Annotated in this window: 30 protein-coding genes, 2 tRNA genes and 1 pseudogene; 22 read left to right on the top strand and 11 right to left on the bottom strand. The window is 36.5% G+C overall.

The genetic code is table 11. From position 1 onward, the window contains the following. The first annotated feature begins 3 nt into the window (after positions 1–3). The 11 genes and pseudogenes from RE471_RS02975 (at position 4) to RE471_RS02920 (ending at position 7,071) form a co-directional block, all read left to right on the top strand. Positions 4–267 (top strand): hypothetical protein, encoded by a 264-nt coding sequence (locus RE471_RS02975; RefSeq protein ID WP_309215297.1) that lies wholly within the window; start codon positions 4–6, stop codon positions 265–267. Further along, a complete protein-coding gene (locus tag RE471_RS02970; RefSeq protein WP_309215296.1) occupies positions 252–431 on the top strand; it encodes a hypothetical protein in 180 nt (59 codons plus the stop codon). The genes RE471_RS02975 and RE471_RS02970 overlap by 16 nt, the downstream gene beginning before the upstream one ends. Beyond that, positions 428–571: a hypothetical protein gene (locus tag RE471_RS02965; protein ID WP_309215295.1), complete on the top strand. Its 144-nt coding sequence runs from the start codon at positions 428–430 to the stop codon at positions 569–571. Before RE471_RS02970 ends, RE471_RS02965 begins: the two co-directional genes overlap by 4 nt. Further along, positions 568–1,404 (top strand): hypothetical protein, encoded by an 837-nt coding sequence (locus RE471_RS02960; protein ID WP_309215294.1) that lies wholly within the window; start codon positions 568–570, stop codon positions 1,402–1,404. Before RE471_RS02965 ends, RE471_RS02960 begins: the two co-directional genes overlap by 4 nt. Positions 1,405–1,406: 2 nt before the next feature. Next, the gene (locus tag RE471_RS02955; RefSeq protein WP_309215293.1) at positions 1,407–2,351 is read left to right on the top strand and encodes a hypothetical protein; all 945 of its coding nucleotides are present in this window, start codon (positions 1,407–1,409) and stop codon (positions 2,349–2,351) included. Then, positions 2,338–3,477, top strand: a complete 1,140-nt coding sequence (locus RE471_RS02950) for a helix-turn-helix domain-containing protein (RefSeq protein ID WP_309215292.1) — start codon at positions 2,338–2,340, stop codon at positions 3,475–3,477. The genes RE471_RS02955 and RE471_RS02950 overlap by 14 nt, the downstream gene beginning before the upstream one ends. Before the next feature lie 7 nt (positions 3,478–3,484). Then, a complete protein-coding gene (locus RE471_RS02945) occupies positions 3,485–3,934 on the top strand; it encodes a hypothetical protein (protein ID WP_309215291.1) in 450 nt (149 codons plus the stop codon). Beyond that, on the top strand, positions 3,912–4,307 hold the full coding sequence (locus RE471_RS02940; protein ID WP_309213899.1) for an ASCH domain-containing protein: 396 nt from the start codon (positions 3,912–3,914) through the stop codon (positions 4,305–4,307). The genes RE471_RS02945 and RE471_RS02940 overlap by 23 nt, the downstream gene beginning before the upstream one ends. Before the next feature lie 576 nt (positions 4,308–4,883). Then, positions 4,884–5,543 carry a site-specific integrase gene (locus RE471_RS02935; RefSeq protein ID WP_309215290.1) on the top strand — a complete coding sequence of 220 codons (660 nt, stop codon included), beginning with the start codon at positions 4,884–4,886 and terminating at the stop codon, positions 5,541–5,543. Between the two features lie 93 nt (positions 5,544–5,636). Continuing rightward, a complete protein-coding gene (locus RE471_RS02930; RefSeq protein ID WP_309215289.1) occupies positions 5,637–5,948 on the top strand; it encodes a hypothetical protein in 312 nt (103 codons plus the stop codon). Positions 5,949–6,228: 280 nt separating this feature from the next. Beyond that, positions 6,229–7,071 (top strand): annotated as a pseudogene (locus RE471_RS02920) (DNA-methyltransferase). Here the strand turns inward: RE471_RS02920 and RE471_RS02915 are convergent. The 3 genes from RE471_RS02915 to RE471_RS02905 are packed head-to-tail and all read right to left on the bottom strand — an operon-like array spanning position 7,047 to position 9,042. After that, positions 7,047–7,721: a hypothetical protein gene (locus RE471_RS02915; protein ID WP_309215286.1), complete on the bottom strand. Its 675-nt coding sequence runs from the start codon at positions 7,719–7,721 to the stop codon at positions 7,047–7,049. The pseudogene RE471_RS02920 and the gene RE471_RS02915 sit on opposite strands and share 25 nt — an antisense overlap. Before the next feature lie 54 nt (positions 7,722–7,775). Then, positions 7,776–8,396 (bottom strand): hypothetical protein, encoded by a 621-nt coding sequence (locus tag RE471_RS02910; RefSeq protein ID WP_309215285.1) that lies wholly within the window; start codon positions 8,394–8,396, stop codon positions 7,776–7,778. Positions 8,397–8,409: 13 nt separating this feature from the next. Then, complete coding sequence (locus RE471_RS02905; protein WP_309215284.1) at positions 8,410–9,042, bottom strand: zinc-ribbon domain-containing protein; 633 nt, start codon at positions 9,040–9,042, stop codon at positions 8,410–8,412. A gap of 104 nt (positions 9,043–9,146) precedes the next feature. Here RE471_RS02905 and RE471_RS02900 point away from each other — a divergent pair, with 104 nt between their 5' ends. Genes RE471_RS02900 through RE471_RS02880 form a run of 5 tightly spaced genes read left to right on the top strand, consistent with a single transcriptional unit; the run spans position 9,147 to position 10,782 of the window. Then, positions 9,147–9,305 (top strand): AbrB/MazE/SpoVT family DNA-binding domain-containing protein, encoded by a 159-nt coding sequence (locus RE471_RS02900; protein ID WP_309215283.1) that lies wholly within the window; start codon positions 9,147–9,149, stop codon positions 9,303–9,305. After that, positions 9,302–9,487, top strand: a complete 186-nt coding sequence (locus tag RE471_RS02895; protein ID WP_309215282.1) for a hypothetical protein — start codon at positions 9,302–9,304, stop codon at positions 9,485–9,487. The genes RE471_RS02900 and RE471_RS02895 overlap by 4 nt, the downstream gene beginning before the upstream one ends. Further along, positions 9,484–9,678 (top strand): hypothetical protein, encoded by a 195-nt coding sequence (locus tag RE471_RS02890; protein ID WP_309215281.1) that lies wholly within the window; start codon positions 9,484–9,486, stop codon positions 9,676–9,678. Before RE471_RS02895 ends, RE471_RS02890 begins: the two co-directional genes overlap by 4 nt. Beyond that, positions 9,675–9,857, top strand: coding sequence for a hypothetical protein (locus tag RE471_RS02885; protein ID WP_309215280.1), 183 nt, complete (start codon positions 9,675–9,677; stop codon positions 9,855–9,857). Before RE471_RS02890 ends, RE471_RS02885 begins: the two co-directional genes overlap by 4 nt. Then, positions 9,850–10,782 carry a tyrosine-type recombinase/integrase gene (locus RE471_RS02880; RefSeq protein WP_309215279.1) on the top strand — a complete coding sequence of 311 codons (933 nt, stop codon included), beginning with the start codon at positions 9,850–9,852 and terminating at the stop codon, positions 10,780–10,782. The genes RE471_RS02885 and RE471_RS02880 overlap by 8 nt, the downstream gene beginning before the upstream one ends. On the opposite strand, the gene RE471_RS02875 is transcribed toward RE471_RS02880, so the two are convergent. The 4 genes from RE471_RS02875 to RE471_RS02860 form a co-directional block, all read right to left on the bottom strand. Next, a tRNA-Ile gene (locus RE471_RS02875) sits at positions 10,764–10,837 on the bottom strand. The genes RE471_RS02880 and RE471_RS02875 overlap by 19 nt on opposite strands. A gap of 3 nt (positions 10,838–10,840) precedes the next feature. Continuing rightward, positions 10,841–10,913, bottom strand: a tRNA-Asn gene (locus tag RE471_RS02870). Between the two features lie 121 nt (positions 10,914–11,034). Then, positions 11,035–11,427 carry a hypothetical protein gene (locus RE471_RS02865; protein WP_309215278.1) on the bottom strand — a complete coding sequence of 131 codons (393 nt, stop codon included), beginning with the start codon at positions 11,425–11,427 and terminating at the stop codon, positions 11,035–11,037. A 40-nt stretch (positions 11,428–11,467) separates the two neighbouring features. Continuing rightward, positions 11,468–13,336 (bottom strand): ATP-dependent DNA helicase, encoded by a 1,869-nt coding sequence (locus RE471_RS02860; RefSeq protein ID WP_309215277.1) that lies wholly within the window; start codon positions 13,334–13,336, stop codon positions 11,468–11,470. Between the two features lie 168 nt (positions 13,337–13,504). On the opposite strand from RE471_RS02860, the gene RE471_RS02855 reads away from it, so the two are divergent. Further along, a complete protein-coding gene (locus tag RE471_RS02855) occupies positions 13,505–14,821 on the top strand; it encodes an MFS transporter (RefSeq protein ID WP_309215276.1) in 1,317 nt (438 codons plus the stop codon). Here the strand turns inward: RE471_RS02855 and RE471_RS02850 are convergent. After that, positions 14,812–15,474, bottom strand: coding sequence for a glycosyltransferase family 2 protein (locus tag RE471_RS02850; RefSeq protein WP_309215275.1), 663 nt, complete (start codon positions 15,472–15,474; stop codon positions 14,812–14,814). The two genes, RE471_RS02855 and RE471_RS02850, sit on opposite strands and share 10 nt — an antisense overlap. Positions 15,475–15,507: 33 nt before the next feature. Further along, positions 15,508–16,125, bottom strand: a complete 618-nt coding sequence (gene rnhB / locus RE471_RS02845; protein WP_309215274.1) for a ribonuclease HII — start codon at positions 16,123–16,125, stop codon at positions 15,508–15,510. A gap of 178 nt (positions 16,126–16,303) precedes the next feature. Between rnhB and RE471_RS02840 the strand changes: the two genes are divergently transcribed. The 4 genes from RE471_RS02840 (at position 16,304) to RE471_RS02825 (ending at position 20,253) form a co-directional block, all read left to right on the top strand. Further along, the gene (locus RE471_RS02840) at positions 16,304–16,837 is read left to right on the top strand and encodes a GNAT family protein (RefSeq protein ID WP_309215273.1); all 534 of its coding nucleotides are present in this window, start codon (positions 16,304–16,306) and stop codon (positions 16,835–16,837) included. A 124-nt stretch (positions 16,838–16,961) separates the two neighbouring features. After that, positions 16,962–18,638: a radical SAM protein gene (locus tag RE471_RS02835; protein WP_309215272.1), complete on the top strand. Its 1,677-nt coding sequence runs from the start codon at positions 16,962–16,964 to the stop codon at positions 18,636–18,638. A gap of 38 nt (positions 18,639–18,676) precedes the next feature. Then, on the top strand, positions 18,677–19,357 hold the full coding sequence (locus RE471_RS02830; RefSeq protein WP_309215271.1) for a DUF47 family protein: 681 nt from the start codon (positions 18,677–18,679) through the stop codon (positions 19,355–19,357). Next, positions 19,354–20,253, top strand: a complete 900-nt coding sequence (locus RE471_RS02825) for an inorganic phosphate transporter (protein ID WP_309215270.1) — start codon at positions 19,354–19,356, stop codon at positions 20,251–20,253. Before RE471_RS02830 ends, RE471_RS02825 begins: the two co-directional genes overlap by 4 nt. Here the strand turns inward: RE471_RS02825 and RE471_RS02820 are convergent, their stop codons facing one another. Continuing rightward, entirely contained in the window at positions 20,254–21,021 is a 768-nt protein-coding gene (locus tag RE471_RS02820) for an SDR family oxidoreductase (RefSeq protein ID WP_309215268.1), read from the bottom strand. It abuts the gene before it with no gap. 102 nt (positions 21,022–21,123) lie between these two features. Between RE471_RS02820 and twy1 the strand changes: the two genes are divergently transcribed. Next, positions 21,124–22,098, top strand: a complete 975-nt coding sequence (gene twy1, locus RE471_RS02815; RefSeq protein ID WP_309215267.1) for a 4-demethylwyosine synthase TYW1 — start codon at positions 21,124–21,126, stop codon at positions 22,096–22,098. An 11-nt stretch (positions 22,099–22,109) separates the two neighbouring features. Here twy1 and RE471_RS02810 read toward each other — a convergent pair whose 3' ends face one another. After that, entirely contained in the window at positions 22,110–22,298 is a 189-nt protein-coding gene (locus RE471_RS02810) for a hypothetical protein (RefSeq protein WP_309215266.1), read from the bottom strand. Positions 22,299–22,302: the final 4 nt, after the last annotated feature.

The following is a 22,302-nucleotide window of genomic DNA, read 5'->3' as shown; positions in this document are numbered from 1 at the left end:
ACAATGAGTATAAAGAATAAAAAAGGAAATAGCATAAATAGAAAGGCTGCAAAGAATAAACCGGTTGACTGGGAAAAGGGATTAAAGAAAGGTAGAGTAAGAAGATACATAATGAGGAAGGACGGCAGTTCAGGATTTAATAAAAATGGGACCTTAAAGGTATCGGCAATAAAAAATGCAATGAAGAATACAAGGGATAAGAGCATGAAGAAAGCTTTGGGTGCCGCTCTGGCATTAAAGAGAATCGCATCATGGAGGAAAAAGTGATAAAAATGGGGAAAATTCTTGATATTGTTGCAGCAGTTATTGTTGTATTATTTTCAATTTATATATTTACAAGAATGGGCATAACACTCGGGGATTTGGTTCATGATATAAAGCTCTTTATCTACGGCTCAAAGTCATCTTTCATTTTAGGAGGATTTCTATGAAGAATATAAGGCAGATAATAGAAAGGGAGATACATATAACAGAAATAGAGCTAAAAAATCTTAAGAAGGGTGAAGCAAAAAAAATCCAAAAACTTCAAAAACTGAAGGAGGAGCTCTCAAAACTGGAGGAAACACAATGAAATATTTAATTCTTGTAATAGTATTTCTTATGATTTTTTCGATTGTTTCAGAGGTTCCTGCCAATTCTGCATTTGAACCAGACTCAACGGCACCACCTGCTTTATCTGTAACATCGCATATAGGCCATGAAATTCTAGAGCTTCCCGAGAATTCATCTAATTTGGATATGTTTTATATCTGGAATATAACAATATTTCAAAATAAAGCATTTATTATATCTGTAAATGGAAAAACAGTAAGCACAGGTGCAGGGCCTATTACTATATCAGAAAACATGTCTAAATATACAGAGGTAAACGTAACCATAAAAATTGGATCCATAATATATTCATATTCTAATATATCAATAATTGGTGTGCCGCCGCAGATAGGAATATACAATGTTGTTGTTACATCAACATATCCTGGCCAGGACCAGATACTGGCACTCCAGCCGGGTAAATCGGGAGAATTATCATATCCGGAATGGAATATATTGCTTGAATCATCAAACAATGAATCATACAATATATATGAAAATGGACTTAAGGTTGCATCCGGGAATGTCCTGGGTTCAAAGGCAGTATATTTGAATGTTACAGGAAACACAACATCGGTTATTGTAAGCCTTGGAACACATGTATTCAATTATAAAGATGAATTGGTTGCGCATATACCAATATCTCAGTATTACAAGCCGAAGCCACCACCCTTGGTCGCCACCGCACTGGATGTCGCAATTTCATTTGTCCGTGGTATAGTGATAGTGTTCCTTGCGATATTATCCGGTATGATGCTTTCAAGGCGCTATATCATGGCCAAGAAGGATATGGAGCCCCAGAGGAGGTGGTAAATATGTTTGAGAAAAGGAAATTGAAAAAACTTGAAAAACTCCGTGAGATTGAAAAGGAATTATCCGCAATTCCTGTTGAAAGGCAGGATGATGAGGACAGGCCTGAAAAAATAATTTCAAGGAAAAAAGAGAAGAGGAGGAGGATCCTTAGATCTGTTGCACCTGGATTAATCATATCAGCAGGCCTGGGATTCATAATATATTATATATCATCACCGTTAGGTGCAATTGCAGCCATAGCAACAACATTAGGTGTTTTAATATCCGGAAATGTAATCATGTATGTTTATACGAGCAGGATATATATCCCTCCTGGAATAGATTTTTTGCAGTTCGGGCCACTGGACCCGGATGATGAGAATTCCCCAGATTCCTTTGGAAGATGGCGTGTTCCTATGTCATTGATAGGAAATATCAGAAAGGATTTGCCGGTTCCATTAAAGAGCATACTGGTTGTTCCTGCAAATGAGAATGAGCCGAATTGGCATTACTTCCAGTCGGTAAGGGATAAGGATGGGCACGAAATAAAATTATATTACAATCAATCGGAATTAAACAAAATGGAAACTGCAGTATCAGGAGGCGAGATGATGTACGAGGTTAATAGCTTTTACTGGGATGGGGACACCGGTGAGATATTTATATCTCCGACATTATTCTATGGGAAGGGAGCTGCAAATACAAAGAAGGTTGTATTTTATGAACTCCAGAAGGATATTTATCATCTGAACAGGGCATACACATTTTTAAAGATGAAACTGCCATTATTGGTTGAGAAAAGGATCAGGGAATTAATGCCCAATGCAATAAAAAGGATGATGAATGCAAAATATGACGAGCCGGAAAATTCGGATAATGATTTAAGCGAGGCAGAAAATGAGATATTAAACGAGGAAAGGCAGGTCTCAAAGAATGTAATGGGGGATGATGACCATGGACAGCGATGAGGCAAGAATAGCGAGAGCATTAGCTGCGGATGTCGGTAATCAGTATCTCAAGAGAAGAAGGGAGAGGGATGAGCCCGGGAATGATCCGAGCCTTTTCGGTGTAACCGACTGGGAGACGGAATATCTCTTTGAAGATTTAGCCATAATGGATCCTGGGCTATCAAATAATAAATACTTCAAACATTTATATGGAACTTTCAGGGATAAACAGGTTTCAACGTTTTTACAGAACGGCGGAAAGGATTCTCTAGGCGGTCTGGCAATATTATATACAAAAGAGATCCAGGAAAATTACATGAATATTATTTCATTCTGGGACTATTTAAGATTGAAGGGGGCTGAGAGGCAGGGCGATGTCATGGAGATATTCGGCCCAATGGGTGCCGGAAAATCAAATTTCATGGTCTGGCTCATGAAGACATCGGAGCATTATGGATTTTACATCCTGTCAAACATAAAGCTCTTTAATCCTTTTGAGAGATATAAGGAGGTGCATTCATTATCTGAGGTGCTTTTAAATCTTTCAATGATTAGAAAAAAAGACAGAAATGCAATGATTCTAATAATGATAGATGAGCAGGCTGCCTCAAGGGGCTCATCTACGAGAACAGCAACGACAAGGGAGACAAGGTGGAGCGATAAATTTTTAACGCTTATAAGGAAATTCGGTGCATCTCTGTGGAGGTCCAGGCAGTTTGATTCCAGGATTAAGGAGCAGATGGTATTGACAACAATAGAATTCACAAAGGATTCATCGCATCTGGACCAGGCCCACGGCGAAATAAAGCAGGGGGTATATTCAGGAACAGAAATATTCTTTAATAATATAAAAAACATGAAAAATGAATATGATACAAATCAGATATCGTCCTTCAGCTTCGATATTGATATGGAGCTCTTTGATGCTATGACATCGAGGCTTGAGGGAAAAATTTCAGATAAATATTCAATGGAGGATATGGTTATTGACATAGTGAAAAAAATGAAGAAAAATGAAAGCAAGAAAACTCCGGATCATGTCCTGGAACTGGCTGATCAGGGTCTAACTCCAGAGGAAATAGCGAATAAAACAGGATATTCCAAAATGCAGGTCTACAGAATCATTAATCAATATACATCAGATTAATTTATTTGTGCAAAAAAATAATATACAAACGCTGATTACTGAATTTTCTGGTGAACCAATAACAGAAAAAAATACAATAGAAAAAGCATATATTTCAAATTCAAGAATAAAAAACATAAATCCTGGAGATGTAATAATGTTTTATCGTTCTGAGGATAAAAAGAGTTTGTTAAATATTGGTATTGTTGAAAAAGCATATAGACTTAATAATAGTGATGATATTATAAAAGTGATAGGAAAGAGAAGCGTTTATAATAAAAAAGATATTAAGAATGGAAATCAGCTAGTTATTATGTTTTTATATAATTTTACATTTAAAAAGGGTTTAGATTTAGATTATTTGATCAAAAATGAAATATTAAAAGGGGCTCCGCAATCTATAATGAAAATAAACAATGAAAAATATAATAAAATAAAAAAGCATGTAGGTATAGATGGATGTTATACTTTCAATTAAGCCAAAATATACTAAAAAAATTATAAAAGGTAAAAAGAAATATGAATTCAGGAGAAAAATTTTTAAAAATAAAAATGTAAGATATGCAATTATATACTCTTCAAGCCCGGACAAAAAAATTATAGGATATTTTATAATAGGAAGTATTATTAGTAAAGAACCGAAAGACCTTTGGGCAGAACTAAAAAAAGAATCTGGAATATCCAAAAAAGAATTTTTTAGTTACTTTAAAGATTCAGAAATTGGCTACGCAATTAAAATTACAGATTTACAATTATTAAGCCAGCCAAGAGCATTTAATGAGATATGCCTCGGTTCTAGACCTCCACAGTCATATATGTATGTAGATAATTTATTAACCTTAACTGGCTAATTCTTAGGTAATATGTCCATGTTTATTAACATTTTAGTAACATAATATGTATTAGTCTATAATTTCAAAATCCTTTATTTTTAGTATTTTTGTATAAATTAAAATTAGGAAAAATAACATTTTAAGATGGGTATGGCCCAAAGGGAGAGAGGTATTAGGAATATCAGGATCGGACAATTTTCTTTATAAAGTATTTAAATAGAGAAAATCTTTAAATTTATTGTAATATGGTTTAATGGATAATGATAAATTGAAATCAGTATTATTTTACGCTCTTACTGGAATAATGTTTTCCATCCTTATTCTGCTTGTTTTTTACAATGATTATAATTATGGCATGACCGCCCTCATAATATTTATTTTAATTATTATCCTGGCCACTTCTTCAGTTTGGATCTCTATTTTGTACTGGTAGATAGTGAGAAAGGAGAAATAATATTCAAATCCATTGCTTAACAAAACAGAGTGGATTGCAATATAGTTTTAAATACCCTATTTTTGAATTGAATTTTAATCCAGCATGAAGGAATAAATTTATATTTAAAAATGACTAACATTATACACAGGTGTAAAGAAATGTCTGAAATAGAAAATAAAAATTTTAAAAAATTCCAGGAGGTTATGAGGGTGAAGGATGAATATGACCTTCCACCGCATATAAGCTATAATGATTACCAGTCCCTGTTGAATACAATAGACAACGAGGAATACCGCCATTATTTGAATAAAAAGCTAGTGCCTTTCTTAAAGGCAAGGGATAAACTTCTTGTAATGATGATGTGGGAGCTAGGAGGCAGGGTATCAGATATTATCAGCATTCAAACAAAGGATATCGATTTTTCAAAAAAGGAAATTGTCTTAACAGTAAAGAAAAGGCACGGGTATATTAACAGGATACCAGTATCAGATTCATTATTGCTTGAGGTCTCCAATTTTCTAAGGATGTTGAACATTAATTCAGGTCCGATTTTCTTTAAAATGGATAATCAGAATAAAGATCCTATAACCAGGCAGAGGGCATGGGAGATTGTAAGCAGATATGGCAATAAAATCGGATTAAAATTGCATCCGCATATGTTCCGCCACGGATTAGCCATATATTTATTGCAGCATGGGGTAGATGCAAAGATTATAGCCAGGAGACTTGGCCATTCAAGTGCTGCAACCACATTAAAATATTATCTGGTGATTACGCCGGAAATTGAAAGGGACGCCTTAAAGGGAATATTATTATAATTTCCATAATACTATTTTATATAATTTTACTTACATATTTCTAAAATAAGAAAGATATAATAATAAAGTCAAAATATATATTTAGTGGTATAAATGGTAGGAGAGCGTGAAAAAATATTGTACAAGGGATCGTTGGAGGAAAAATTTTGGGAGAATATGAATTTACGAGAAAAATACAAAAACTGCACAGATTTTATAAATGAGATTGTACATGGATATGAACATCTTAAAAGTATGTCGAATTGGGATAAAGAACATTGGAAAGAGAATGATAATGAATTTACGGTATGGCTTACTAATGAGTTAAAAGATCCAGAACTTCGGCAATGTTACGAAAAGAGTGAAAATAAGAAGTTAAAAGAAGTAAATATTCCAATTGCTATCTATATTTTTACGTTCTTCTAAATTGTCTACAGACATGAAAGTTAACTAATAGAAGTATTTAAAAAATTGCATGAAATCGCTTATAATTTATTGGAATTATTATTTATATCGTTTTGTTATTACTAAATTTTATAAAGTAATTAATAATGCTATTATAATATGATAAAAATACTAAAATTAAATTTAGGATTATTTAATATGGTAAGAAATAGAAGATTAAGTAATTATACATTAGAAATGAAAAGCAACAAGTTAATACAGAATAGATTAAAGAGCAGGTTTGGTATAAAGGAGTGATTAAATGGTAGAAAATCAAGAACAAAAAAATGATTTTATTAACAAAATTTATAATACGGATTGCATATCAGGAATGAACTCTAAAATTACAGATAACAGCATCGACATATTTATTAGGAAGGATGTGATATAATCATGTCAACTAAATCGAGCTAATTACCATAGAACACAATCATCAGTTATGGAAGGATATAATGAAGTAAAAAAGGAGGATTATTATGAATTTACTTATAAATGGATGAAAGAGGCATATAGAGTTTTAAAGGACACTGGAAGCATGTATGTTTTTTCTGGTTGGAATAACCTTAAAGATATATTAAACGCATTAGATGATATTGGATTTATAACTGTAAACCACATTATATGGAAATATCAATTTGGAGTTGTTACAAAAAATAAGTTTGTAACTTCTCATTATCATTGTTTATATGTATGTAAAAATCCGAAAAAACGTGTATTTTATCCTTATTCAAGATATAATAAAGGTATGGTAGTAAATAAAAGGGATTTACGTTATCATGATATAGAAGATGTATGGGAGATTAAAAGAGAATATTGGCATGGTATTGCTAAAACTCCAACAAAATTACCATCAGAATTAATAATAAAAATATTGCAATATTCAAGTAAAGAAAATGATATTATATTAGATCCATTTTTAGGTTCAGGACAGGTAGCAGTAGTAAGTAAATTATTAAACAGAAATTTTACAGGATTTGAAATTTCAGAAGAATACTATAATTTTATACAAGAAAGGCTTAAAAATAATGATTATAAAATTAATTTTAATAATAATCAATTAGATCTATTTGAATTAACAAATCAACAAAGTTCAAAGCAAGAATAATGTTCAAATGAATTTATATCATTTAAATCCAATTCATATTTTGGCATTCGCTCATTACCATTAGAATTACGCCCTTGCTTATATATTCCTAATTTGTCTAATTCTTCATTTGATATTTTTATAAACAATATGTCATTCAAATCAAATGATACTTTTCTTAATCTTGAACTTGCACCTCTTTCTATTCTTTCTATTTCATACTCACTTTTCCCACCTTTTAATTCTTCAACCCATTTTTGAAATGTCCTATTTTTATCATTCCATTTAGCATAGCCTACTCCTATTATTAATCCAATATATCCATACTGCTTAATAGCATTATCAATGGCCGCTTTATCATTAATTATTATAACTGTTTTTTCATTTCCATCCTTATCATTTTCAATATGACTTTTGAAATCCCATGGAACATTTTTAAAAGCATCAAAGGTTACATTTCCATATCTATTACCTGGAATTTCCATTAAATCTTGTAAATTTTTTTCACATAAAAATTGAAAATACCAACCTATCCATTCCATCTGCTTCCATTGATTATAATTCTGATTTTTCATTTCTAATATAGAAGTTTTACCATCCCATTTTTTATTTAATAACTTTAATTTACAAGCAATTTCTTTTGCAGTATTTTTAAATTCGTTTTCCTCCATTTATTTCACCTTTTTATTCCAGCTTCGCCCCGCAATTATAAAATAAACAAAATTTCATTCTTTATACCTCTTGATTTCATCTGCGGTTATTGCTATTGCCCTGGCATTATCTGATAATATGAATACCATATTATCTGAATATTTTCCATCGTTTAACATTGTTTTTAGTGTTTCTAAAAGAATGTTCATGGGTTTATATTCATAATAATTACCTGGATATCTGGTCATATTTACTATTATTACAATTCCGTTTACCGGAACCAGATTATTATAATCCATAAGATTCTGCAACTTTTCGATATCCTCATAAAGATATTTTTTAACATTATTGGTGGATATAAAACTTTCTGATTTATATTGATATCCAAAGGTCTTAACTTCACAAATAAAATCTTCCATCTCATTTTCCCTGAAAACGTTTTTTATTACAAAATCTGCACTTAAATCGTCATTTGGATATGGATACTCCATATATATATCATTAAAGGAAAAATAACTATCAGATACCAATTCATGGTATATCATAGCATTTAAGAAATTTTCATGTTGAAAATTTCTAGAATTGCTGTTTTCCTTATTTTCAGCCATTATATTTTGATCATTTATTACAATAATCTTCTTTGTAGCTATCTCCACCGCATTCCTTATTTTTTCTATTGCCATTTTTTCTTCCATTCATTCCACCTATTTATTCTAATTTAGCCCCGCAGTTCATGCAGAATTTAGCATTTTCCGGATTCTCAAAATGGCATACCGGGCATATTTTTGTTTTTCCTTTATAACGCATCATCATTGCCTGGACCTGAGGATATCCCCATGCCGCACGGACATGCCAGCAATCATAACTATTATCCTGCTCGCACCATAATCTAAAATTACCGCCGCCGTTCTGTTTTATATAAATATTGAAAATCCTCGGATTTTTACCTGGAACAACCTCCTCAACTGTTATATGGTCATCGAGGACATTGACATGGAACAAAAACCTGAGATTCTTTGATTTTTCTATTTCCTCCGTGGATAATTGAATGTTTATCTCATCATCGCCGTTTATCCTTATTCTTCCCTCGGAGACTTCCTCAGCATTTTTAAGATTCTGTGCTACCTCTCTGCCTTTCTCAGTTAACGATACAACATATTTTCTATTATTGTCTCTAGATTCTGTTTTAGTGATATAGCCTGAACTTTGCAACTCCAGTATATTGTATCTTAAAACATCATAACTAGAAATTACACTCTTTAATTCAGTCATCATTTTTGGGCCGGATAAAAGAAAAACTAAAATTTTCCCTTTTTTTGTTCCAAGTAAATTTTCATTCATTTAATCCATATTAATAATAAGGAATGAATAAAAATTTCTATTATTCTTAATTCCATATATGGAATTATAATAATATTTATATATTATAATGTATTATTCCATATATGGAAAGAGTAATAAATAAAAAAATAATTCAAAAAGTAGAGCAAAATGGAAGGATAACTTTCCCTGCTGATTTTAGAGAAAGATTTGAAATCTTAAAAGGCGACTATGTGGAGATTACAATCAATAAAATAATCAGATATGACGAGGTGTCGGCATGATATCAGCATACGATGTTGATGAGAAATATAAAAAATTTTATGACAGGCTTAACAAGGACCTTGACGGCATGGCAGACGCACTCGTATATTTAATCGAGGATATGGATGACAATGAAATATATGATTTTAAAAGCGAGTTAAGACAGAAATATAATGAATTAAAGGAAGAGGGCGAATTATGATAGTTCACTGGAATGGCCATAAGTATTACATATACTTAACTGCAGAGAAATACTTGGAAATTGAAGAGCATAATTCAGCTTACAATGATACAATATACAAATGCATACAATGCAAAGTAGACGGAACAAAAAAAGAGATTATAAGGCACATAGAGGAGTGCCATAAAAATAGTCTGAGGTTGATAGAATGAGTGAAAAATTTAAGGGTATTGACAATCCAAAAATTGTATTTCCTGTTATAGGACTTCTTGGCTTAACAGGGCTGGCCAGGATAGCAGGAATACCAGGAACAGGCTATCTTGCAGGATTATTCGCAGGCATTCTTGTTTCATTCATTTTCAGGCATGCATTGGAGGTGAAACATGAGTAACAATAATGAACTTGAAAACAAATTATTAGAATACGAGCAATGGGCCCTTACACTCGGCGGTTATTCTCCGTCAACAACAGAAAGGGCAATAAGAAGGATGCGCTTTATGTCAAAGAAAATAAACGTTTTAAATCCGGACCAGAGGGAGATATTAAAATTCTTTTCCAGGGAGGTAAAAAACGGCAAAAAGGCCTCTGCGTTAAATGACACAGCAAAGGATCTCAGATCATGGTTCAGGTTTCTTCATATAGATGTGCAGGTACCGCATTTCAAGGAGCCGCCTGCACCTGAGCCTTTTATTCCGAGTGACGAGGAGGTGAGAAAAATAATAAACACAGCTGGAAGTTATAAGAATAAGGCAATAGCCTCAAGAAATAAAGCCATAATGGAGATATTATTCCAGGGCGGCATAAGAATCGGTGAATTGGTAAGAATAAATATCGAGGATGTTTCCGATGATGGGATAAAAATAAGGTCTGAGAAAAACGAGGCGCCTAGAATAATATCACTAACGGATTCGGCAATGAGGAATTTAAATGATTATATAAAATACTACAGGCCTGCAACAGATGCTTCAGCTTTGTTTACAACGACACATGGAAGGATGACATATCAATATCTAAGGAATACAATAAAGGAAATAGCAAAGGAGGCAGGGGCCCCAAAGTTCCATGCCCATTCTGCAAGGCATTACTGCGCAACCGCTCTTTTACGTGCCGGCGTGGATATCAGAAGGGTGCAAACCTATCTGGGCCATAGGTCCTTAAGATCAACCCAGAGGTACACACATTTATCAAATATGGAGGTGGCAAAAGATATGAAAATAAAGCTTGAGGAACTTTTTCGGGAAGATCAGAGTTTGAATAAAAAGGTTCAAAAAATGCCCGAACCTGCACATATACTTAATGGGGCTGGCCGGGTTTGAACCGACGACCACCTGGTTATGAGCCAGGCGCTCTACCTAGCTGAGCTACAACCCCTTGCGCCGTCAGTCGGGCTTGAACCGACGACCGCTCGGTTAACAGCCGAGTGCTCTACCAACTGAGCTATGGCGGCTTACTACGGTTATTGCATTTTTGCTTTTAATATTTTGCCTAACCGCAATATCATTAGCAACAACAAGCGCATCTTATGCAATACAAATTAAGATAAATATTTTATGATTTTAAGGCCGAAATTATTGCGTGATTTCAATATTTTCCCCTACTGGCTTTTCTCCAATGCTGAATATCTCCAGCCTTATTCTGTACTTTTCTGGAATAAGTGAATGCGCATCAAGTGCCCTATATGCCAGCCTGGAAAAGAAAATGCCATCGTTTGGGCCACAGCCAGCCGGATTCAGGTAAAGCCTCACAGTCATACCATCAAGGTCTCTCAAATCATCGGTATTGAGATAGTCTTCAGTACCAGTGACCTTCAGTATGCGGGCTTCCATTTCAATTTCATGTTCGAGTCCCAGTTTCCCGGAAAATTGAAGGGACTTAACCGGAAGGTAATAATTTGAGGCATCAGGATTAACGGGTTTTACAAGTTTTTCGTTTTTCAATAATGAATCGATTACAGCAACCATGATGTTCAATAGGAATAAGGCTTATAAATATTTTATAATTTTAATGTTGATTATTCTCCAGCAGGTTATCCCGCCAGAACCTATCATTAAACCTATCATCACATAACCAGATATTTGATTCGTCCTGTGGCGACCGGGTGGACCGTCCGGCTGCCTGCTTTATTTTTATGAGTGCAAATTCAAAGTAAAGCAAATTATATGCATTTCTTTTCAGTGTTTTTTCAAGGTATTTTATCTTGTCCCTTCTGTAGTCATCAAGCGGTATCAGAGGAAGCCCGGCTATAATTACATCGCTGATCAGGCTCTTTCCATTGCTTACCAGCTGGATTCCCTCCAGAAGCCTGCCCCCATGAACAGAGAATATGATAATCTTACCCTCAGTGGCCCTTTTCTCTATATAAGAATATGAAATTTTCTTGCTCTCAAATATGCTTTTTGATCGCATGCTCTCAGGAAGGAAATTTGCCAGGCCCGGAACTTTTGTATAGGTATCACCGAAAATTATTTTATATGATGGGACGGCGACAAGCACGCTCTTTTCTGATTCAGAATATTTTTTTATAACAAACTGCATGTATTTTTTCAGCATCAATGCCCATTCTTCTACGTTATCACGGTAACGGCCGAGGGTTGTGTATCCTTCAACTATCCGGTAGTTCTTTACACCCCCTGCATTGCTGAATATACTATCAACCTTAAGGTACAGCACGTCCTCCATATTCCATACCTTTGATATATGGTCCACCGATGGAAGTGTGCCGGACATGAATATAACCGGATTGGGTTTTAAGAAGGAAAGATAGCCAGAGGTATCATAATACATGAGCTTTAATTTAAGTTCTTTCTTCTCTGTGCTATTAATCGTGGAATATATGGCGCCGTTCTCCATCCTCTGGTAATCATAAAGGAAATTATAGACAGTCTCAAGATAATTCCTGCTCCTCTTTTTCAATGGCCGGTTCTCGTTTTTCTTCTCAAATTCATCACTAAATGTTTTCAAGGGTTCCAGGTCTGATATTCTGGACTGAAAATCATTTGAAAATTTAAATGATTTCAGGTTTTCTGTCCCCCGTGTTGAGCTCATGTTGGAAAGCAGGTTTTCCAGTATGAGGTTAGCCTGGACTCTCTCATATGAATTATAGCTTTCTATGGGGAAGTCCTTTACAAGGAGGTCTATAGCCTTTTCAACTGTTTTTATCTGCAGGGTTCTGCCAAAGTTTTCAATCACAGAATCCAGATTATGTGCCTCGTCAAAAACTATATAATAATCATCAAGGTGGATCATTTCTTCCCCATCAGTGCCCTGAAATACATTGAAACGTATGGATGGATTCAACAGGTAATTGTATGTCATGGCAATAATCTGGGCATCCACCATGCTGGCCCGTACGGAATAATATGGACAGTAGGATTTCATATTTTCCTTCTTTATGGCGACAAGGTTTCCCTTTGTATCTCTTCCCAGAGCCTTTGAAGCAATATCTTGCCTTATAAGCTCTGTGGAATCCTCTTCCATATCTGACAGAAAATCCTCCGGACTCCTTATGGACTTTAGTTCCAGTTTAACGGTTTTATCCTTGAGCGGGCACCCCTTGCATACGTTCTTCTGACCATCCTCCTCTGAGTCGTACCAGCGTTCCTTGAGAGGACACAATTTGTTTTTCCCGAACATATACAGTGTTGGTATATGGAAATATTTCTCATTGTCCTCATAAAGCCTTGTAAATTCATTATGTGTCCTGGTAAGATAAATAAGTTTTTTTCCAGTAAGTAATGCCAGATAAAGTATGAAACTGGTTTTTCCTGACCCGGTTGGGGCTTCCACTGCAATTTTATTTTTTTCCTCAAGGTTTTCGGATACTGTGCTGATTAGGGCATCCTGCCATTCCCTGGGGGTAAATTTTTCCATCATGTTATATTGATAAATTGTATAATTATGTATTCATTTAATTTTTATTTAATAATTGCCATATCTGCGGGCACCCTGTGTTAACAGGAGAATTCCTGTGAGACGCACACCCTACTTAGGTTATTAATCCAGTTTTATAAACATTCAAACAGTAAAATAAATATACACATGAAACATAACGAATTTCAAAGTGGTTGCACGGACAATAGATGGTTTATAGGCTATGTTTTTTCAAATCTTGCAGCAGGGCTTACCACGCCACTGATCCCATTATTCATAGTATTTTATCTGAAAAGCAATGTAGAATTTGTTGGGATTGTATCTGCCATATCCTCACTGGCATCCGTGCCTGCACTTATAATGTGGGGAAACCTATCAGATAAAGTCAAAAGAAGAAAAATATTTATTATAATAGGATTCATGGGATCTTTTCTTTCTCTACTAATGGTGCTTTTTGTACACAACATGCCATCCTATATATCCATGCTAATAATGTTTCAGATTCTTGCAATGGCCAGTGTACCCGTTTCAACACTGCTAATCCTTGAAAATTCTGAGCAATCGGCTTGGCCAAAGGTTATGGGAAAATTCAACAGCTACAGTGCCGTAGGAACAGTAATAGGGCTTGGAGTGGGTGTGGTGATACTGACTCTGTTCAGTGGAATAGGGGATATTCTGATGCCATATCTTTATGTTATTGCCGCCTGGTTTTACCTGATTGCCGGGGTTATCTCCATAATAGTCCTGAAAGAGCCAAAACAGGAAATAAAGAGGGAGAAAATAGGCTACCTGTTTGCCCTCCATGTAATAGAGAGGGTACGTTATTTTCCAACCCATCTTGTCCATATACCGGGAAAGGAAAACAAAATAAAAATACCGGGCCACCTGAAACTGTATTTAATTACCACGCTCATCTTAATGATGGGATTTCAGTTATTTTTCATTCCATATCCAGTGTTTGTTATCAAAAAAATGAATGCTAGCGAGAATGACATATATATTATGTACCTGCTCAACAGCCTCTTCTCTGCAGCAACATTCATACCCGCAGGCAAATATATCAATTATATAGGTTCAAATAGAATGCTTTCTATTTCCACCTCCATAAGGGTTATACTGTTTCTTTCAATGGGGATATTATCATTTTTTGTATTTGATACAGTGGGATACCTTCTGTTTTTTATATTAATGTATGGTATCTTCGGAGGCATATGGAGCTTCATAGGAATAAGTGAGGTCACCAGCATTTCAAATATGGCCACGTCTACAATAAGGGGAAAGGTTATAGGATATTACAACTCACTCAATGGTGTTGGCCAGATACTTGGTGCAGGGCTTTCAGGTTTCATTGCGTACGATATAAGCTATTCATTTGATTTTATACTGGCTGCTATTATTGTACTAGCAGGGTTAATGATTATTGTTTATTCCAAACCTCCAGATATACAGTATTCCCAGAAAAAGACTGTAAGGATTCAGTCCTGAATTCTCTTTATAAATAAATGAAAAAGATTTCTGAAACCGTCATTCCATGTCTTTAACTTTGGTTTGCTTATCCTTATTCCGTATTTAATTGGGACTTCTATGAGTTTTCCGAGCCTGACAGCATCTATTTTTATATCCTCAGAAAATGACATTCCATAACTTAGATTACCCATCTTCCTGTAAAATTCTCTATAAAAAATCCACATTCCACTCTGGGAATCGTTGAGGTTTATCTTGAACAGGAGCCTCATTGTAAAGTTAAGTACACTGTTTCCGATATAATGGAGAGATGTGTAATTATGCTGGGTTCTGAGTGTCATGCGATCGCAGGATATAAAGTCCACAGCATCCATCTGAATTATATCCAGCAGAGGCCTGACTATATCTGTAGGATAAGTGTTGTCACCATCCATGCATACTATAAGATCACCGGTTGCGTGTTCCAGGCCCGTCTTATATGCACGTCCATATCCTTTCCTGCTCTCATTTATTACAATGGCACCCCTGGCAGCTGCTATCTCCTTTGTCCTGTCAGTGGAATTGGTATCCACCACAATTATTTCTATTCCATTTACAGCCTGCTTCAGGCCATCTATCACTGTTCCTATTGTGCCCTCTTCATTTATTGTGGGGATAACCGCGGTGACATTCATTCATGGATAATGGCACTACATATTAATTATTTTTTAGTATCTAAGTTTACTATTAAACATATTTTTGTATGTTTTCCACTCATGCCTAACTATACTGTCTATATTTACATGATCTTTAATTGCATTTTCCACAAAACGTACTGTCCGGGGATCTGAAGGATAACCAGATCCAAAATTTCCGAATTTATCATGCAGTTTTTCTATTTCACTGTCCCTTATGACTTTTGCCACTATGGATGCAGCAGAAACCTGTGGGTAGGTGTCGTCTGCGTGGTGCCTGCATATTATTTCCCTTCCTGAAGCTGACCGTAATTTTGATTCCAGCCTGGATTCGTCAACGTCAAAGCTATCTACATATACGACGGAGTCTGCAGGCAGCGAAGATACGAGGTTGAGAGCATAATGCTCTTCCATAACATTTAATTTTTTGTCCCTGACATATCTATCAATTTCAGCCGGAGGTATTATTACATGGTTCTGCACGAATCCGGAAAGTTCCTTATAAATGAGTTCCCGCCTCTTCGGGCTCAATTTTTTTGAATCAGCAACTCCAATACGCTCTAGCTCACTGCTATCACCACAGACCACAGCCATTACCATCGGGCCTATCAGGGGTCCCCTTCCGGCCTCATCTATTCCGCATTTTGCCATCTTTATGGCATACTTACTGTAATTAAAACTGTTTGTATATTTTTAACTTAAAAATGGGAGACCTTTGAATTGCAGTGGATCAAGTTTTTAGGAATTCGCCTCATCAGCAGATGAAATCTGATAGCACTATATATTTAATTATAAAATTTGAATGTCCTATCCAGGGAGGATAAACTAAATGGACAGTTATTCGCTAAAAGATGGTGAAATAGAGATTACAAATGAATTCCCAGATGGCCATATGGATGAGTTTCTACAGGGTGCCAATGACAGTGAAATGGGTTTCCGCCTGATGGCACATAGCTTTCCATATCCATACACAGAGGAGGATGCACTTGCATTTATCAATAAGAACCGTGAATCAGGAAATGAAATGTTTGAGATCGATTTCTATATTATGTACACAAACAGGTTGGCGGGTGTTATTGGACTGTCTGACATAGATTATGAAAATTCACGGGCACATATAGGATACTGGATAGCAAAAGATTGCAGGAATAAGGGGGTGGGCAGGAGGGCACTGAGTCTTGCAATACAGTTCGCAGGGGAAAAACTGAAATTAAACAGCCTCTACACAAAAGTGTTAACATTTAACATCCCGTCAATAATTATACTCACCAGGAATGGATTCACAATTGATGGCATCTCCCGTTACTGTTTCAGATATGAAAATAAATTTTATGCTGCCTTTATTTTTTCTTTATTGCTTTAATATTTAGTAGTTATAATAAATTCACAAAAAACCCTGTTATTACTAATGATCTGGATGATGTTAATTTAAATATAATTCTATTTATGGCAATATTTATAAACAATAATTCTATAAGTCCTTTCATATGACGAAATACGTTTTAGTTTCGGACTCTACCTTGAGTTACGACTACAGAAATTTCCCGTTGCTGGATTTTTTACCATGCGCTCCGGGAAGCAAGGTACCCGGAAGAGTATACAGATTCTTAAGAGGACCATCTCCTGAGGCATTGCCAAATGGAGAGGCCAAAAATGCTCCATATGCTATAAGAAAAATAGAGGCGGGGCTTTTAAGGGACAATCCTAAAAAGGATGTTGCAGTTGCCCATATGGACTATCTTTCAAATTTTATCACAGATGATACTGAAATCATCGGAGTATCCACAATGGATCCCCTAGGTATCGGTCCGACAACCATGTCATACGCTGCATTATTTGGAGGAGCACTTGATTCATGGGTAAGACGTGAGTGGGATATACTCATGGAGAGAATCAACCAGATAAGGAAAGGCAAAAAGGCCAAACTGGTAATAGGTGGCCCCGGTGTCTGGGAATTTACAGTCCTCAGGGATGAAATCGACAAATACCACTTTGATTATGTGGTTTCCGGGGAAATGGATGATATAATATCAGATCTTTTCCGTGGAATAGAACATGATGATATTGATAAGAATATGTTTACCAGGGGATACATGACATATGATGACCATTTCAGGAGGGTTGTGAAGAATGATGACCTCTTTGTTGGAAGGGGTACCGGAATAAGGGCATATCCATCACTTGAAGATATACCAGAAATTGTCAATCCTGCATCAAAGGGAATGGTAGAAGTAATGAGAGGTTGCGGTGTTGGATGTGATTTCTGTGAGGTTACACTTAGGCCATTGAGATATTACTCCCTGGACAGGATAAAGAGGGAAATAGAGGTAAACGTAAGGGGTGGAAATGACCATGCATGGCTGCATTCCGATGAAATATTTGAATACAAGCATGAAAAGATGTTCACACCGAACCAGGATGAAATGGTCAACCTGATGAAAACTGTAATGTCAATAAAGGGTGTAACAGGATCAAATCCCACACATGGCAGGATATCCATACCCGCTGCATTCCCTGAACTCATAAAAAAGCTCAGCGAAATACTGAAGGCAGGCCCGGACAACTGGATAGGAATCCAGACCGGAGTTGAAACAGGAAGCGACTCACTTGCATTAAAGCACATGCCCAATAAAACAATGCCGTTGAGGATAGGGCCGGACGGTTCCTTCCATGAAATAGTATGGGAAGGCGTTTACAATGAGACCAAATATTACTGGAGGTCAGCCTTTACAATACAGGTTGGGCAGCAGGAGGAAACCGATGAGGATAACTGGGACTCCATTGCAATGATTAACCAGCTCAGCCATTCTTACGTTGATGGAAGGCCCTTTGAATTCACTGTTACACCGCTGGTAAATGTTCCACTGGGGAGAATCAAATCCAGAAGCCTCAACTCCATGCTCAACCCGACACAGCTCGGTGTTTATTATGCATCCTACAGGCACCTTGCAAAAATGGCAGCCAGGGACGGGTTCCGTGACTCCCATGGCAATATATTCGCCAGGGCGGGGACAGGAACAATACTCGGCGTTGGCGGTGAAATAATGCTCAAGGTTGTGGAAAAAATCGCCAAAAAGAATGGTGTTGATATAGATAAGGTAAAGAAATGGGGAATAGAAAATTCAAAAGAGATTTCCTCATTGAGTATGCTCTCGAGAGCATAAATCTTTAAAGTATTTATACATATTTTTTATAATCTGCCATGGTAAATTACAATTTTTTAAAAAGAATACTCGTTGTTGGAGAAAAAAATCTTCTCTCAAGGCTGTCAGAATACCCTTTAATGGGCATAGAAAATTCCTCAAACTTAATCTTAATGCTTAAAAATGCCCCCGCCGATATAGAAACGTACAATGAAAAGGTCAGAGAAATGGAGAAGAAGGGGGACGAAATGAATATAAATTTCAGGCACGAGGTCACAAGTGGGGCAATCAGTTCCAGCTTAATGGACAATCTGCTCGACCTGATAGAAAAATGCGATGATATACTTGATAAAACCTATTTCGTAAGCAGGGAGCTAAATAGATTCAATATAAATTATTCCATGTCCCCTGATGAAAAGAAAATAAGGGACAATTCCTATACGAATTTCATCCAGATACTGGAATCGAACAAAAAGGCACTGGATTATGTCCACAGCATACTCAATGAAAATGACCTTGGGGAAATGAGGTCTGACAGAAAAAATATTGAGGCCATAGAGGAGCAGGTAGACGAGATCAAGGATAATATCATTGACTATACATATAAAAACTCCGGGAAAATGTCATACCTTGTATTCGAGCACCTGAATACACTTGCCCATAAGCTGGATGACCTTCTGGACGATTGTGAGGATATCTCAGACCTGGTATTCACAATAATGCTTGCGGTGACAAGTTGATATTTTTTATATTCTCACTCATCTTAACATTCTTTCTCACACTGCTTGTATCAGGCAATAATCTTTCTGCGGCGGTTGGTACATTGATAGGGTCACGGATAGTAGAAAGATACATAGGGATTTTAATCGGTTCTACCGGATTTTTTATGGGGCTTATAATAGAGGGAAGATTCCTTCACGGGGCTTCCCTATCACTGGTTCCACATTCATATATGTATATTACCTATGCGTTTCTTATATCGTTCCTCATATTTTTCTTTGCAAATCTCGGAAGGGCACCATTATCACTCACCATGGCACTGGCAGGCACAGCCCTTGGCATTGATATCCGTATAGGCTATGCCATAGATTATAAATTTGTCATGCTGATGATCGCCTTCTGGATAATTGCTCCTGTAATATCCATAATCGTTTCATATTTCACAGAAAGGGGAGTTTTCCACAGGAATTTTAAAAACGTCTGGAGCGTTGCAAAATGGTTAAAACTGTTAATACTTATTTCATCATTCCTGACGGCGTTTACACTTGGTGCCAACACACTGGGATTCATAGCAAACGTTGAGGGATTTAATGTTACAACTATTCTTATTATGACATTTGCCATATTTGCAGGCTCATTCTTCCTGAGCAGCGGTGTGATAAAAAGGGTTGGGGAGGAAATGTATTCCATGAGGTACTCCAATGCCCTTGTCTCCCTGGTAGTTTCATCCGCCCTGGTTGAAATTGCCACATTGTTTGCTGTGCCGCTTTCGAATACACAGACCCTGACATCCAGCGTATTTGGTGTGGGCATTTCCTATAAATACAAGGCAATATATATGAGGCCATTCCTGATTATTATACTTACATGGGTGCTATCACCGTCCCTGGGATTTATACTGGGCTATCTGGTTTGATTAAAGGCTATGGGTCAGATTATCTATTCTTCCTCCATCAACCACAAGGACCTGCCCATCCATATACTCTGATTCCCTACTTGCAAGGAATAAAGCTACATCGGCAATATTCTCAGGTTTCCCGGTCATGTTTAGCTCAGTTTTAGACCTGAAGGACCGCCTGAGATTTTCAGCCTCTTCCTGGCTCTTTCCACCAAGTGTCATATCCGATTCTATCCATCCAGGAGCTATGGCATTTACACGGACATGCCATTCCATGAGATCAAATGCCAGTCTCTTTGTAAGCATTGTAATTGCGGCCTTGGTCATTGAGTAGAATGTCGTGCCTTTAGCTGCAGTTCCCACCCCTGCATTTGATGCCATATTGATAATAATTCCATGGCCTTTCTTAAGATCATCCAGGCATTCCTTCACAGTGTATATGGGGCCCATGAGATTAATATCAAATATTTTCTTTACCATATCATCATTGAACTCATCCCATGAAAATGCACTGAGTATGCCTGCATTGTTGACAAGTATGTCTATAGTTCCCATCTTACTGTGTATATCATTTATCATACGGGCCACTGAGGCATGATCTGATACATCAGCCTGAAAAATTTCTGAACCGGTAAGTTCCTTTTTCAATTTTTCTGCGGATTCCCTATCATGATTATAATTTATGGCTATCCTTGCTCCCTCTGCTGCAAATTTTCTTGCTATTGCCCTGCCAAGTCCCCTTGAGGACCCTGTTATCAGTACTATTTTATTCTCAAGTTTTGCCATAATTAATAATGTGTACAACTTATAAAAAATTTAGCGTGTATCAGGGAATTTCAAAATCACCTGTCTCGCAAATGTTAAATATCCTTATTAAATGGCTTAATAATGATCAACAATTATGAGGCTGTCTATAAAAAACAGCATTACGGGCTGGTTGGCAGCCATTCTGCTGTAAAGGTTTGCCACTGGACAAAAAGTGAGCTGCTGGGCAAGGCCCCATGTTATAAAAACACATTTTATGGAATAAAGTCACACCAGTGCATACAGATGACCCCCGCCCTTAATTCATGCTCTGAAAACTGTGACTTCTGCTGGAGGTTCCAGGGATTTGACTCCATGCACATAGACAAGGAGGACGATCCGGAATTTATACTGGAGGAGAGCATCAAGGCGCACCTTAAGCTTATATCTGGCTTCAAGGGAAATCCGAAGGTAAAGAAGGAATTATTTGAAGAAGCTTCACATCCCAGGCACATGGCCATATCTCTTACAGGGGAGCCAACTCTTTATACAAGGCTCGGGGAACTCATAGAGGCGGCCACCAGAAGAGGAATAACAACCTTTGTTGTAACTAATGGAACAATGCCAAAGGTACTGGAGAACTTAAATCCGTTACCTACCCAGTTATACGTAACCGTTGCTGGTCCAAATAAGGAAATATTCAACGATGTGCTCCATCCTTCCATAGGAAATGCCTGGGAAAACTTCAATAAAACCCTGGATCTCCTGCCATCCCTAGATACAAGAAAGGTGATAAGGCACACAATGGTCAAAAACGTTAATTTCCCATATTATGATGAGTACGAGGCCATGGACAGGCGTGCCGATCCGGATTTCATAGAATCCAAGGGATATGTTCATGTGGGTCAATCAGCTGGAAGGTTATCGTATGAAAATATGCCGACGCATGATGAGATTATGGAATTTTCTGGAGAACTGGCCAGAAGGCTGGAGTATGTTGAATACGCGGATAGATTTGAAAGCAGGGTTGCGATGATAGCCAAAAACCCTGACATGGCAAAAATAGATGTTGATGAAGAAATACAGAAAACCCTTAATAAGCTTGATCCCAGGCAATAAAAATTAATTGATTATTTTATTTCTATTTTATTGAGCTTTTTTTGCGGTTTTTCTTCCGTTGAGATATTATTACTGATTATTCTGGTTCCAAACCTTAAAAGCTCCATGCCTCCATCGAAGAATTTTTTTCCCTCCTGAAGTGCAGTTCCCACAATATGTGGAACCTCTATATTTATCTGTATAACAGTTTTTTTATCCATATAC

This window comes from Ferroplasma sp., from assembly GCF_031200575.1.
GTDB lineage: Archaea > Thermoplasmatota > Thermoplasmata > Thermoplasmatales > Thermoplasmataceae > Ferroplasma.
This window is presented reverse-complemented; position numbering and strand designations above follow the sequence as displayed.